Genomic DNA, 12,622 nt, shown 5'->3' on the forward strand with positions numbered 1-12,622 from the left:
TTTACTTTCACTCTTTCAGAAGATGGCCCATTTTAGCCGCCTTGGTATCGAGATAGTGGGCATTTTTCGGGTTGCGGCCGACAATCAGCGGTACGCGCTCGACGATGTTGATCCCGGCTTCGGTGAGGATTTCCACCTTTTTGGGATTATTGGTCAGCAGGCGAACCTCGTCCACGCCCAGCAGCTTGAACATATCGGCGCAGAGGGTGAAATCACGTTCATCGGCGGCAAAACCGAGCTGGTGGTTGGCTTCCACCGTATCGTAGCCCTGGTCCTGCAGAGCGTAAGCGCGGATTTTATTCAGCAGACCAATGTTACGACCTTCCTGGCGGTGATAGAGCAGCACGCCGCGGCCTTCTTCGGCAATATGGGTAAGGGCAGCTTCGAGCTGGAAACCGCAATCACAGCGCAGGCTGAACAACGCGTCGCCGGTCAGACACTCCGAATGGACACGGGACAGCACCGGCGTCTGCCCTGAAATGTCGCCGTAGACCAGCGCGACATGATCCTGTCCGGTTGCCAGTTCTTCAAACCCCACCATCAGGAAATCGCCCCATGGGGTTGGCAGTTTGGCTTCTGCCACACGTTTAAGCTGCATGTGATTCTCCAGAGTAGGCTGACACGTTTCGTGCCTTGCGCCTGTTTTGCTTTCTGTATTTGTCCATTTTGCCACAAGCTCAGCACGTTCGCCTAATGGGCGCCATGCTATATGAACGTTAAACGCACGATCCGACATATCCACCCATCGAATGAATTTCAGTTATGATTGTGAGGCTTAGCGAAAAAGGAGAAGACATGCTTTCAATCGCCAGACGTACGGCAGCAGGCGCGGCCATTTTACTGATTATGCCTTTGGCCGTGTGGGTCTCCGGCTGGATGTGGCAGCCGGGGCAGAATGCCACGTGGCTGAAAACGTTATACTGGGTAACGGAGACGGTCACGCAGCCGTGGGGAATTATTACCCACGTTATCCTCTGCGGCTGGTTCTTGTGGTGCCTGCGCTTTCGACTGCGCGCGGCGTTGATGCTCTTTGCTATCCTCGGTGGCGCGATCGTTATTGGACAGGGCGTGAAGTCCTGGGTGAAGGATCACGTTCAGGAGCCAAGACCTTTTGTCGTCTGGCTGGAAAAAGCGCACCATGTTCCGGTGGAAGAGTTCTACAATTTAAAGCGTAAAGATCGCGGCGCGCTGGTGAAAGAACAGCTTTCAGAACAGGAAGATATTCCAAAGTTCCTGCGTAAGCACTGGCAAAAAGAGACGGGATTCGCGTTTCCTTCCGGCCATACGATGTTTGCAGCCAGCTGGGCGTTGCTGGGCGTTGGGCTGCTTTGGCCTCGACGTCGCACTATGACCATCGCGATTTTACTGGTTTGGGCGACAGGGGTGATGGGCAGCCGCTTGCTGCTGGGAATGCACTGGCCGCGGGATCTGGTGGTCGCTACGCTGATCTCCTGGATGCTGGTGACGCTGGCAACCTGGCTTGCAGAACGGTTCTGCGGCCCGCTCACGCCGCCACCTGAAGAGAAAGAAGAGATCGCCGAAAGGGAGCAAAGCGACGCCTGACGGTTGATATTGTGCATTTTGCCCATAAATCCATGACGTGCGCGTTACTTTTTCCGTTTCGCGCCCGTCGCTAAAATGGTAGTTTATAAGGCTGATTGCGGTGAGTTGAACACACTTTATTCGCTTGAACCACATAACGGGAAGTAATGTGAAATATTTACTCATTTTCTTACTGGTATTGGCGATTTTTGTCATTTCAGTCACATTGGGTGCACAAAACGATCAACAGGTGACGTTTAACTATCTGCTGGCGCAGGGTGAGTATCGGGTCTCCAGCCTGCTGGCGGTCTTATTTGCTGCAGGCTTTGCCATCGGCTGGCTGGTTTGCGGTCTTTTCTGGTTGAAAGTTCGTGTTTCTCTTGCGCGCGCTGAACGTAAAATTAAACGACTTGAACAGCACATTGCGCCTGCGTCCGACATGCCGGAAAGTTCAGGTGTGCCGGTCGTGAAGGAATAATCGACTATGCTGGAGTTGTTGTTTCTGCTTTTGCCTGTAGCCGCAGCCTATGGCTGGTATATGGGCCGCAGAAGTGCGCAACAAACGAAACAGGATGAGGCTAACCGACTCTCCCGCGACTACGTTGCGGGGGTGAACTTCCTCCTGAGCAATCAGCAGGACAAAGCGGTAGACCTGTTCCTCGATATGCTGAAAGAGGATACGGGGACCGTCGAAGCCCACCTCACTCTCGGTAACCTGTTCCGCTCGCGCGGCGAGGTTGACCGCGCTATCCGTATCCACCAGACCTTGATGGAAAGCGCCTCCCTGACCTACGAACAACGTCTCCTGGCGGTACAACAACTGGGCCGAGACTATATGGCCGCGGGGCTGTACGATCGCGCTGAAGATATGTTCACACAGCTGGTGGATGAAACGGATTTCCGTATCGGCGCGTTGCAGCAGTTACTGCAGATTTACCAGGCCACCAGCGACTGGCAGAAAGCCATTGATACGGCCGAGCGTCTGGTGAAGCTGGGCAAAGACAAGCAGCGCGTTGAAATTGCGCATTTCTACTGCGAGCTTGCCCTTCAGCAGATGGGCAACGACGACATGGATAAAGCCATGGCGTTGCTCAAGAAAGGCGCCGCCGCAGACCGCAATAGCGCGCGTATCTCTATCATGATGGGGCGCGTTTTTATGGCCAGCGGCGACTACGCTAAAGCCGTTGAAAGCCTGATGCGGGTGATTGACCAGGACAAAGAGCTGGTCAGCGAAACGCTTGAAATGCTGCAAACCTGCTATCAGCAGCTGGACAAGCAGGAAGAGTGGGTGGCATTTCTGCGCCGTTGCGTGGAAGAGAATACCGGCGCGACCGCTGAGCTGATGCTCTCTGACGTGGTTGAGCAGTATGAGGGGAGCGACACCGCACAAGTTTATATTACCCGTCAGCTGCAGCGTCATCCCACGATGCGCGTATTCCACAAGCTGATGGACTACCATCTGAACGATGCGGAAGAAGGGCGCGCGAAAGAGAGTCTGATGGTGCTGCGCGACATGGTTGGCGAGCAGGTGCGCAGCAAGCCGCGCTACCGTTGTCAGAAGTGTGGTTTTACCGCGTATACGCTCTACTGGCACTGCCCATCTTGCCGGGCCTGGTCCACTATCAAGCCAATTCGCGGCCTGGATGGGCAGTAATTTTTTAAAAGCCTTCATTTTAGTTACAACATACTGATGGCTTTTACCGCTTTCTCAACACCGTGCGGCTTGCTGGCCTGGCAGGGGCATAAATGGATTCTGTCAATTTGCGGCGACGGCAGGTAGAATGCAGGCCGTTTATCTGTTCCGCGCCGCTGCGCGCCCATAGACGAAAAGGGCTGGTCATGACGTCTGTTACTTCCTCCACTTCCCGCGTTATTACGGATTCTCCTGTTGTTGTTGCGCTTGATTACAATAAGCGTGACGCAGCGCTGGCCTTTGTCGACGGTATCGATCCTCGCGATTGTCGTCTGAAAGTTGGTAAAGAGATGTTCACGCTGTTTGGACCGCAAATTGTCCGCGATCTGCAGCAGCGCGGTTTCGATGTCTTCCTCGATCTCAAATTCCATGATATCCCGAACACCACGGCGCACGCGGTTGCCGCCGCTGCGGAACTGGGTGTATGGATGGTCAACGTCCACGCGTCGGGCGGGGCGAGAATGATGACAGCCGCTCGCGAAGCACTCCTACCGTTCGGCAACGATGCGCCATTACTGATTGCGGTTACCGTGCTGACCAGCATGGACGACAGCGACTTGCGCGAACTTGGCGTGACGTTGTCACCTGCCGGGCACGCCGAACGTCTTGCGCGTCTGACGCAGAGCTGTGGTCTCGATGGCGTCGTTTGCTCCGCGCAGGAAGCGGTACGCTTTAAGTCAGAGTTGGGCAAAGATTTTAAACTGGTCACGCCAGGCATTCGTCCTGCTGGCAGCGACGTGGGCGATCAGCGACGCATTATGACGCCTGAGCAAGCGTTGGCAGCAGGCGTTGACTACATGGTTATCGGCCGGCCGGTGACGCAGTCTGCGAACCCGGCAGAGACGCTTAAGGCTATCAACGCATCACTGAAAAAGGGGGCGCAATGACTGATTCCAACAGTCGGCTGGTCTACTCGACGGAAAGCGGGCGCATAGACGAACCGAAAACGAAAGCAGAACGTCCGAAAGGTGACGGTATTGTTCGTATCCAGCGTCAGACCAGCGGGCGAAAAGGAAAGGGGGTCTGCCTGATCTCCGGGATTGATCTGGATGATGCGGAGCTGAACAAGCTGGCAGCAGAGTTGAAGAAAAAATGTGGCTGCGGCGGCGCCGTGAAGGACGGCATTATCGAAATTCAGGGTGATAAACGCGATTTAATTAAATCGCTCCTTGAAGCCAAAGGCATGAAAGTTAAACTTGCAGGCGGCTAAAATAAATAAGCCACGGCAAATGCCGTGGCTCGTGTTATATACGTGCGTTAGTCAGACCTGAAATGCGATGCTAAATCGCCTTAACGGGAAGGCTGATAGAATAATTATTTGCCAACCTGGTGACCGATAATACCACCGACAGCAGCGCCGCCTAATGTACCCAGCGTACTACCATCCGTTAATACTGCACCACCGAGCGCACCAGCACCGGCGCCAATTGCGGTGTTACGGTCACGTTTAGACCAGTTAGAGCACGCGCTCAGGGACATTGCTACAGTGATTGCCAGAACAGCGGCGGCTAATTTTTTGCTGGTTAAGGTCATAATACTTTCTCCTGAATTATCGATTCACGGAAAGATGTACACATTAAGTATAGTCAAAATGAATACTCAATTCTTTTTTCCGTGAAAGCTGGTCGCGCAGGCGTTACGTAATCACGCAGGTGATAGTCACTTCCTGTTATATCGCTAACATTAATTTTACGACTTTACGGCAGGTTAAACAGGTAAAAACTCTTAAAGGATGGATAGGAATCCTCTTAGACGAATGGGGCATATGCGCCCGGAATACGGGCGCAAATGGACTCAGGCGGGCGTTTTAATAATATCGACAATCAGACCGTCATCTTCCAGTTTATTACGATGTTCATCGCTTAACCTTTCGTCGGTAATTACGCGGCTAAAGCGTGAGGCTGGACCCATGGTGTAAGGATGGACGGCACCAAATTTAGAGCTGTCGGTCAGCACAATGGCTTCACACTCTTTTTCCAGAACGGCATTCACAACGTCAGATCGCATCATATCCCGGCCGGTGAAGCCTGTCTCCGGCTGCCAGCCGTCAATACCGATAAACGCCTTACTGAAATGGACCTGCTGGACATACTGCCGGGTTAGCGGGCCTACCATGCTCTCACTTTTTTTCTGGTAAATGCCGCCCAGCAAAATCACCTCACAGCGCGTCTCTTTGAGCAAATGGGCGATATAGCTGCTGACGGTGATGATGGTAACGTCTTTTTGTTCGGCAAGCGTACGTGCCAGAAGAGCGTTGCTGCTGCCGTTTTCAATAAAGACCGTCTCGCCAGGGTTTACCAGCGATGCGGCAAATTCTGCCAGTTCTCGTTTAAGCGCGTAGTTATTCATCATGCGCGTCTCAACGTCGTCGCTGTCCAGCGGCACGGCATAGCCATGCGCACGGCGCAGGTAGCTCTGTTTTTCCAGCAGGTTAAGATCCTGACGGATGGTCACTTCTGAAACGCCGGTGGTTTTAGCCAGCTCAACGACGCTTACGCGCCCCTGATCGATGACCATCTGCAAAATGAGTTGTTGTCGGGAATTCATAGCATCCAATTAATAAAGCGAAACGAGGTCTGAGACAATGGGATTAGACTTCCCACGGCGCTTTAGGCTGTCGGTTTTCGGGGGCATTGTCAGCGCCATCCTGAGCGAGAAGTTCAGACTTCAGGATCTCGAGATTACGGATCGCAGAGTGATAATCACCCGCCACCAGGATATCCAGCACGGTATCAATACGTTGTGCTACAGCTTGTGGATCAATAGTAGACATCATCTCTCCCCAGGAGCGAAAAGTTAATAATTTCAATGATGCAGAAAATAGGTTCAAAAGAGAAGGGAAAAAACGCCATAACGAAATTACCTATACGAAAGTGAACCTCTGTTTGACGTTAACGTTGTTGTCGCGCTTGATATCGTTTTAGCCAGCGCTCGAATGCGGCAGCGGGCATCGGCTTAGCGAAAAGAAAACCCTGCCGTTCGTTGACGCCGTTTTTGGTCAGAAAGGCATCTTCTTTTGCGTTCTCCACCCCTTCGGCAATCACCTGCAGGTTTAACGCCTGCGCCACTGCGACAATGGCGCGTACCAGAGACTGGGAGACAGAGTGCTTGTGAATATCTCTGACAAAAGCCTGATCGAGTTTAATGGCATCAATAGGAAAACGCGCCAGCTGGGAAAGGGAGGAGTAGCCGGTACCGAAATCGTCCAGATGAATTTGTGCCCCGAGCCGACTGAATTGCTGGATCACCGAGAGCGCCAGCTCTTCGTTTTCGATAAGACAGCTTTCGGTTAACTCAACGTCGATAGGGCAGTACTCAAAATGCAGATCCTTAAGCGCCTGCTTTAGCTCGCTGAAAATCGTCTGGTCGGCCAACTGACGTGCAGAGACGTTCACGGCCACGCGCAGGTTAATTCCCTTGTCACGCCATTTTGCCACCTGGCGAACCACATCAAGCATCACCCAGCGACCCAGCGGCACAATCAAACCGGACTCCTCGGCATAAGAGATAAATTCCAGAGGGGGGATCAGCCCGCGCTCGGGCGACTGCCAGCGGACCAGCGCTTCAAGGCTTCTGACTTCGCCGCGCCAGGTCATTTTCGGCTGGTAGTGGATCAGGAGCTGATCGTTATCCAGCGCTTTACGCAGGTTGGTGTCCAGCCACAGGTACTCAAACACGCGCTGGTTCATCTCGGGGGAGAAGACGCAGAATTTGCCACGGCCATTCTCCTTGGCGGTGTACATGGCGATGTCGGCATTGCGAATCACGCTTTCCCGATCGTTCCCATGCTGCGGCGCGAGGGCGATCCCCAGGGAGCAACCGGTGTAAACCTCAATGAGACCGATTCTGAACGGCTGGCGCAGGCGGGTCAGAATACGCGACGCCATCGCTTCCAGCGAGCCCTGAGAGGTATTGGTGGCCATAACGATAAACTCATCGCCGCCGAGCCGCGCTAAAACCTGCCCCTCATCCAGACAACTCAGAAGGGCAAGTGCAACCGCCTGCAGGAGCTGATCGCCGAACATATGCCCGTAGGCATCGTTAACCTTTTTGAAGTTATCGAGGTCGAGGTACACCACGCCAACCTGCGTGTCGCCGCGGCTATTGATGGCGTCTGAAATCAGCTCATGGATCGCATTGCGGTTGGGCAGGCCGGTGATGGTATCGGTATTGGCCAGCACGCGCAGGCGCTCCTGTGCCCGCCGTTCTTCGGTAATGTCGGTCCCGGAGCAGATAAGGAAAATTTCATTTTTACCGCTGCCGCTGTGAACGAATTTATTTCTGAACAGAAACAAGCGTTGCCCTTTTCGCGTTTTAATCCAGCGTTCGACTTCGTAGGAGCTGCCGTTGCGAAAGAAACCCGCAATGTTGCGCTTCGAGGCTGCCGCTTCGCTGCGGCTCATGAACAGTTCAAACACGTTTTGACCAATGACTTCATGTTCTTTCAGACCGGTATACTCTTCGCTCAGGCGGTTAAAGCGCTGAATATTGCCGTTTTGATCGAGAATGACAATGACGGAATTCGCTTCAGAAACAACCTGTTCCGCAAAGGAGAGTCCCTGAGCCAGATCGCGTGCCACGGAGGGCGTATCGTTCCAGGCGGAAGCCGTTCCGGCCCACTCGTTTCGGGTGATTTTGCGTCCGACAAGATGGACGGGAACTTGCTCGCCGTAAAGAGAGAGGTTCAGGGAAATGCTGGTGGTCATCACCGTTAGCTGACGGATCTGTGCGGCCTGTTCATCATCCAGTACGATCTCCTGAGTCACGTCAGCATTTTCGCTGGCGGCAAGGTGCAGAGCGTTGCTGTCAGCCGACAATCGCCACCACGGGCTGTGAGTACCCATGTAACGAAACAGCAAATTTTGCTCAAGTTCGTCGATCATGATTTCTCCCGCCGCGACGCATTAGCGAACAAATTATTCATTAGTCGTCGACTTTTCCGTTGAAAATAGCGGCAAAGCCGCAGTGAAGGTATTGTTTTTCGCAGCTTTTTTATAATAAAACGCATCAGGCAGATAAAAATGCTGAGCGTATAAAATCCACGTGCCCGAACAGGGGAGCACTCTTTAACTGTAGATAATTATGGCTATTTTGGGCGGGCAGGGGCGGAAAAAGTAAGAAAAATGATGCTTTTGCGGGGGGAAAGACAGGGAGAAAATTGTCGGCCTTTCTGAACGGAAATGACCGACAATTGAGCAGGTTATCAGGCGACAGGGCGCGCAATAATACTGCGGGTTTCCATGCGAACTTCAGCGATAGTTACATTAATCACGTCAGTGACTTTGTAAACCGTCTCGCCTTTAATTTGCACGGTGCCGCTTTCCTGACTGCAGACCAGTTCGTCACGAACGGCGTGCAGGAACGGGGCAGGGATAAAGGCGACTGCACCGTTATCCACCAGACGTACGCGCATTCCCCCGCGGCTGATATCAATAATTTCTGCCGCGAAGCGGGTATCGGTACCGGCTTTATCCTGCAGGAAGCGCGCGTATAGCCAGTCTCCAACGTCACGTTCCGCCATGCGGTTCAGACGGCGACGCTCGGCCATCTGTAGGGTCGTGTCGTCCTGAGGACGGGCAATGGTTTCGCCCTTAATAATCGCTTTCAGCAGGCGGTGGTTAACCATATCGCCATACTTACGGATCGGGGAGGTCCAGGTGGCGTAGGCTTCCAGACCGAGGCCAAAGTGCGGGCCTGGCTCGGTGCTGATTTCCGCGAAGGACTGGAAGCGGCGAATACGGCTATCCAGGAAACCGGACGGCTGAGCGTCCAGCTCGCGGCGAAGCTTGCAGAAGCCCGGCAGTGTCAGCACTTCTTCCGGATCAACATGCACATCGTGATTCTTCAGCAGGGCCGCGAGCGCTTCGGTATTGGCCGGATCGAATCCGGTATGAACGTTGTAAATACCGAAGCCCAGCCTGTCGCGCAGCACGCGCGCGGCACAGATGTTGGCGGAAATCATCGCTTCTTCGACGATGCGGTTAGCAATGCGTCGCGGCTCGGCCACGATATCCAGCACTTCGCCTTTTTCACCGAGAACAAAACGATAATCCGGACGATCCTTGAAGACCAGGGCGTGAGTCTTACGCCACTCGCCGCGGTTCAGGCAGATGCGGTGCAGCAGACGAATCTGTGCTGCGATAGCATCGGATTCAGGTTTCCAGCTGCCGGTGTTTTCCAGCCAGTCGGAGACATTGTCATAGGCCAGCTTGGCTTTGGATTCGATGGTGGCGGCAAAGAATTCGATATCGTCTTCAATCGTGCCATCTGCGGCAATGGTCATGCGGCAGGCGAGAACCGGGCGCACCTCATTTGGGCGCAGCGAGCAGAGGTCGTCAGACAGTTCGCGCGGCAGCATCGGGATGTTAAAGCCCGGCAGGTAGTTGGTGAACGCGCGGATTTTCGCCGTTTCGTCCAGCTTGCTGCCTTCCACAATCCAGGCGGTTGGATCGGCAATGGCGACGGTCAAATGCAGCTTGCCATCGGCGCTCTCTTCAGCGTAGAGCGCATCGTCCATATCTTCTGTGCTGGCGCTGTCGATGGTGACAAACTCCAGCGCGGTAAGATCGCGGCGCGCCAGGCCTTCATCCTGCATCTCAGTTGCCACGCCGTTCGGCGCTTCTTTTTCAAGATTATGGCGCGCCAGCGTGACCCACCACGGGACGAAATGGTCGTCGCCAAAGGTGATGAACTGGGTCAGTTCAGCATAGAAACCGCGGTCGCCTTTCAGAGGATGACGGCGCATTTCTGCCACGGCCCAGTCACCTTCTTTAAAATCATGCTCAACGCCGCGGGCGGCGCGGCAGGGAATGGCATCTTTCAGCAGGGGGTGATCCGGCACGACAGAAAGACGATCGTCTTTTCTCTGCACTTTGCCCACAAAGCGGGTCAGGAACGGCTCGATCAGTTCTTCCGGCTCGGCGGATTCACGTTCCTTCTCGGTATGGATGACGGCCATGACGCGATCGCCATGCATCACTTTCTTCATCTGCGGTGGCGGAATGAAGTAGCTTTTCTGCGCGTCAACTTCAAGGAAGCCAAAGCCCTTTTCCGTGGCTTTTACGACCCCTTCTGCACGCGGCGTCTGGGAATGCAGTTGCTGTTTAAGCTGCGCTAGCAGCGGGTTGTCCTGAAACATAATGTTCTATTTTCGTAGCCATTGAGCGGCTGACAGTTTTACGCGATTCTCACTGCTACAGCAAGCGCTCTTTGGGGAAAGAGTGTGGTTATTCCGCTTTGCCGGACGCGACTTTTAGTCGATTGAGCCAGCCCTCCAGGGCGCATTGGCTGAGCAGGTTGATCGCCTGAACGGCAGTAAGTCCCTCTTCCGTGAGCGGGGTAAATTGTGCGGCGCTGAAGCGGTCCGGCGAGCGTGTCAGCAATTCGGCTGCTGCCGAAAGCGCCGGAGGAGGCAGCGAAACCGTTTCCCGGCTATTTATCAGGATCTCCCCCATCAGATCGAGCAAGGTCGGTTCATGGCACAGGACCGGCGTCAGCGCCTCAAGCGTGGGCTCTGCCTGCCAGCGGGAGAGGGACTCAAGCTGATGCGCACTGGCATAGCGAAGCTCGACCACGGGCAGAAGCGAGATCCACGCGTCGGAGGACGTTGGCAGGGTGTGCGGCTGGATATGATGGCCCGGCAGCCAGCGGACGGGATGGCCGAGCAGCGCCTGAAAGACGGCGACCACGCGCGCCTGAAAACCGATAAAGCCGATTATCTGGTTAATCACCACAACGTCATAGATAGACAGACCTACCTCATCAAGCTGGTTTCGCGCCTTATCATCAATGACGTCAGGTGAGCTGGCGAGCTGGCGGGCGTACTGCGTGATTTCCGCCAGCCGTCGGTTACTTTCGCGGGAGGAGTCAGGGCCCGGCAGCGGGGCGAGGAGGGCGGCGTAGTGGTTGCACAGCCGCTGAACGCCGCAGGCCTGCGCCACCGTCAGCGCGGTACTTAACCGATCGTAGGCGCTAAGCGTTCGCAGGCGGTTTACGGGAAGTGAGAGCGGGAACAGCTGGTGACATAAGGATCTGGCAGGAGCAAGCCAGCCGGTACAGGCGGCGACAATCTCATCTGGCAGGGCTAAATCGAGCAAAAAACGATCGTCGACGTTAGCGGCTTCGGGCACCAGGGGCAGCACATCCGGCTGCGCGTGGTTAGACTGGGTTTCGTGATACCAGTGGCCTTTGCCGGAAAAACGGCGTTGTTCCATGGGCGTTCCTTGATCTCAAAATGGCGATCAATATCCTGGCGTAAGGCAGATAAAGGGAAAAATATTGTTAGGTGATAACAAATAGCAGAACGGAATAACGAAGGGGAGTGCGGAGGGGGAAAGCTCTCTTCCCGTGCGGGAAGAGAGCCACAGCTTATTTAATTTCCAGCTCGTTCATTGCAGCGATGTTGAAGCCGCCGTCAACGTGAACCACTTCGCCGGAGATACCTGCGGAAAGGTCAGAGCACAGGAATGCAGCAGAGTTACCCACATCTTCAATGGTAACGGTACGACGAATCGGGGTAACCGCTTCGCAGTGTGCCAGCATTTTACGGAAATCTTTGATGCCGGACGCCGCCAGGGTGCGGATAGGGCCAGCAGAGATGGCGTTAACGCGCACGCCTTCTGGACCCATTGCGTTCGCCATGTAGCGAACGTTGGCTTCCAGAGATGCTTTCGCCAGGCCCATAACGTTATAGTTAGGGATAGCACGCTCTGCGCCCAGGTAGGACAGGGTCAGCAGCGCTGCGCCCGGGTTCAGCATTGCGCGGCAAGATTTCGCCATTGCAACGAAGCTGTAGGAGCTGATGTCGTGCGCGATTTTAAAGCCATCACGGGTTACCGCGTTCACGTAGTCGCCGTCCAGCTGGTCGCCAGGAGCGAAGCCGATGGAGTGAACGAAACCGTCGAATTTCGGCCATGCTTTTGCCAGTTCAGCAAACATGCCGTCGATGCTTTCGTCTTGTGCAACGTCACATTCCAGAACAATGCTGGAACCCAGCTGCGCGGCAAACTCTTCAACACGGCCTTTCAGCTTGTCGTTCTGGTAGGTGAACGCCAGCTCAGCGCCTTCGCGATGCATTGCCTGTGCGATGCCGTATGCGATGGACAGTTTGCTGGCAACGCCAGTCACCAGAATGCGCTTACCGGAAAGAAAACCCATAGCTTTAATCCTTATATTCATTGCTTATTTTGCCTTGTAATTCATAGCGTTACAGGCAGTATTTCAAAATCATTCGAAATTAGCTCGAAATTATAGCCCACTCACGGCCCCTTGTGTCACGATATTTCTCGTCGATCTCCGAAGAGGAATGCCCCAAAAGGTGAGGCGCGGGCTGGCGGGGGCTCAAAATTTCAGCATTCGTCCAGTATATCACCCGGCAGCAGCTTCGCC

13 protein-coding genes are annotated in these 12,622 nt (G+C 54.4%); 5 read left to right on the top strand and 8 right to left on the bottom strand.

Going from position 1 to position 12,622, the window contains the following annotated elements; translation table 11 throughout:
- Positions 1-7: 7 nt before the first annotated feature.
- Positions 8-598 (bottom strand): GTP cyclohydrolase II, encoded by a 591-nt coding sequence (ribA, locus tag APT89_RS03530; protein ID WP_028013401.1) that lies wholly within the window; start codon positions 596-598, stop codon positions 8-10.
- A gap of 197 nt (positions 599-795) precedes the next feature.
- On the opposite strand from ribA, the gene pgpB reads away from it, so the two are divergent.
- The 5 genes from pgpB to yciH all read left to right on the top strand — a co-directional run bounded on the left by pgpB (position 796) and on the right by yciH (position 4,445).
- Positions 796-1,563, top strand: coding sequence for a phosphatidylglycerophosphatase B (pgpB, locus tag APT89_RS03535; protein ID WP_048956169.1), 768 nt, complete (start codon positions 796-798; stop codon positions 1,561-1,563).
- A 148-nt stretch (positions 1,564-1,711) separates the two neighbouring features.
- Entirely contained in the window at positions 1,712-2,020 is a 309-nt protein-coding gene (locus tag APT89_RS03540; protein ID WP_028013399.1) for a LapA family protein, read from the top strand.
- Positions 2,021-2,026: 6 nt separating this feature from the next.
- Entirely contained in the window at positions 2,027-3,196 is a 1,170-nt protein-coding gene (lapB, locus tag APT89_RS03545) for a lipopolysaccharide assembly protein LapB (RefSeq protein ID WP_041909646.1), read from the top strand.
- Positions 3,197-3,381: 185 nt separating this feature from the next.
- On the top strand, positions 3,382-4,122 hold the full coding sequence (pyrF, locus tag APT89_RS03550; protein WP_041909647.1) for an orotidine-5'-phosphate decarboxylase: 741 nt from the start codon (positions 3,382-3,384) through the stop codon (positions 4,120-4,122).
- A complete protein-coding gene (gene yciH / locus APT89_RS03555) occupies positions 4,119-4,445 on the top strand; it encodes a stress response translation initiation inhibitor YciH (protein ID WP_045630534.1) in 327 nt (108 codons plus the stop codon). The genes pyrF and yciH overlap by 4 nt, the downstream gene beginning before the upstream one ends.
- A 104-nt stretch (positions 4,446-4,549) precedes the next feature.
- On the opposite strand, the gene osmB is transcribed toward yciH, so the two are convergent.
- The 7 genes from osmB to fabI all read right to left on the bottom strand — a co-directional run bounded on the left by osmB (position 4,550) and on the right by fabI (position 12,391).
- Positions 4,550-4,768, bottom strand: a complete 219-nt coding sequence (gene osmB / locus APT89_RS03560; protein WP_008501216.1) for an osmotically-inducible lipoprotein OsmB — start codon at positions 4,766-4,768, stop codon at positions 4,550-4,552.
- A 261-nt stretch (positions 4,769-5,029) separates the two neighbouring features.
- Entirely contained in the window at positions 5,030-5,782 is a 753-nt protein-coding gene (yciT, locus tag APT89_RS03565; protein WP_041909650.1) for a DNA-binding transcriptional regulator YciT, read from the bottom strand.
- Positions 5,783-5,825: 43 nt separating this feature from the next.
- On the bottom strand, positions 5,826-6,008 hold the full coding sequence (locus APT89_RS03570) for a YciZ family protein (RefSeq protein ID WP_041909652.1): 183 nt from the start codon (positions 6,006-6,008) through the stop codon (positions 5,826-5,828).
- Between the two features lie 118 nt (positions 6,009-6,126).
- On the bottom strand, positions 6,127-8,118 hold the full coding sequence (pdeR, locus tag APT89_RS03575) for a cyclic di-GMP phosphodiesterase (protein WP_028013393.1): 1,992 nt from the start codon (positions 8,116-8,118) through the stop codon (positions 6,127-6,129).
- A gap of 320 nt (positions 8,119-8,438) precedes the next feature.
- Entirely contained in the window at positions 8,439-10,373 is a 1,935-nt protein-coding gene (locus tag APT89_RS03580; RefSeq protein WP_045630532.1) for an exoribonuclease II, read from the bottom strand.
- Positions 10,374-10,461: 88 nt separating this feature from the next.
- The gene (locus APT89_RS03585) at positions 10,462-11,448 is read right to left on the bottom strand and encodes a CMD domain-containing protein (protein ID WP_060571746.1); all 987 of its coding nucleotides are present in this window, start codon (positions 11,446-11,448) and stop codon (positions 10,462-10,464) included.
- 154 nt (positions 11,449-11,602) lie between these two features.
- Positions 11,603-12,391 carry an enoyl-ACP reductase FabI gene (gene fabI / locus APT89_RS03590; protein ID WP_003856831.1) on the bottom strand — a complete coding sequence of 263 codons (789 nt, stop codon included), beginning with the start codon at positions 12,389-12,391 and terminating at the stop codon, positions 11,603-11,605.
- Positions 12,392-12,622: the final 231 nt, after the last annotated feature.

Origin of the sequence: Enterobacter sp. 50588862, assembly GCF_001462935.1 — a bacterium.
Classification (GTDB): Bacteria; Pseudomonadota; Gammaproteobacteria; order Enterobacterales; family Enterobacteriaceae; genus Enterobacter; species Enterobacter bugandensis.

What these genes read in the sequence shown, in the direction of transcription:
- yciT (WP_041909650.1), bottom strand. Translation starts at nt 5,782, where the DNA reads ATGAATTCCCGACAACAACTCATTTTGCAGATGGTCATCGATCAGGGG.
- fabI (WP_003856831.1), bottom strand. Translation starts at nt 12,391, where the DNA reads ATGGGTTTTCTTTCCGGTAAGCGCATTCTGGTGACTGGCGTTGCCAGC.
- lapB (WP_041909646.1), top strand. Translation starts at nt 2,027, where the DNA reads ATGCTGGAGTTGTTGTTTCTGCTTTTGCCTGTAGCCGCAGCCTATGGC.
- APT89_RS03570 (WP_041909652.1), bottom strand. Translation starts at nt 6,008, where the DNA reads ATGTCTACTATTGATCCACAAGCTGTAGCACAACGTATTGATACCGTG.
- ribA (WP_028013401.1), bottom strand. Translation starts at nt 598, where the DNA reads ATGCAGCTTAAACGTGTGGCAGAAGCCAAACTGCCAACCCCATGGGGC.
- yciH (WP_045630534.1), top strand. Translation starts at nt 4,119, where the DNA reads ATGACTGATTCCAACAGTCGGCTGGTCTACTCGACGGAAAGCGGGCGC.
- APT89_RS03580 (WP_045630532.1), bottom strand. Translation starts at nt 10,373, where the DNA reads ATGTTTCAGGACAACCCGCTGCTAGCGCAGCTTAAACAGCAACTGCAT.
- osmB (WP_008501216.1), bottom strand. Translation starts at nt 4,768, where the DNA reads ATGACCTTAACCAGCAAAAAATTAGCCGCCGCTGTTCTGGCAATCACT.
- pyrF (WP_041909647.1), top strand. Translation starts at nt 3,382, where the DNA reads ATGACGTCTGTTACTTCCTCCACTTCCCGCGTTATTACGGATTCTCCT.
- pdeR (WP_028013393.1), bottom strand. Translation starts at nt 8,118, where the DNA reads ATGATCGACGAACTTGAGCAAAATTTGCTGTTTCGTTACATGGGTACT.
- pgpB (WP_048956169.1), top strand. Translation starts at nt 796, where the DNA reads ATGCTTTCAATCGCCAGACGTACGGCAGCAGGCGCGGCCATTTTACTG.
- APT89_RS03585 (WP_060571746.1), bottom strand. Translation starts at nt 11,448, where the DNA reads ATGGAACAACGCCGTTTTTCCGGCAAAGGCCACTGGTATCACGAAACC.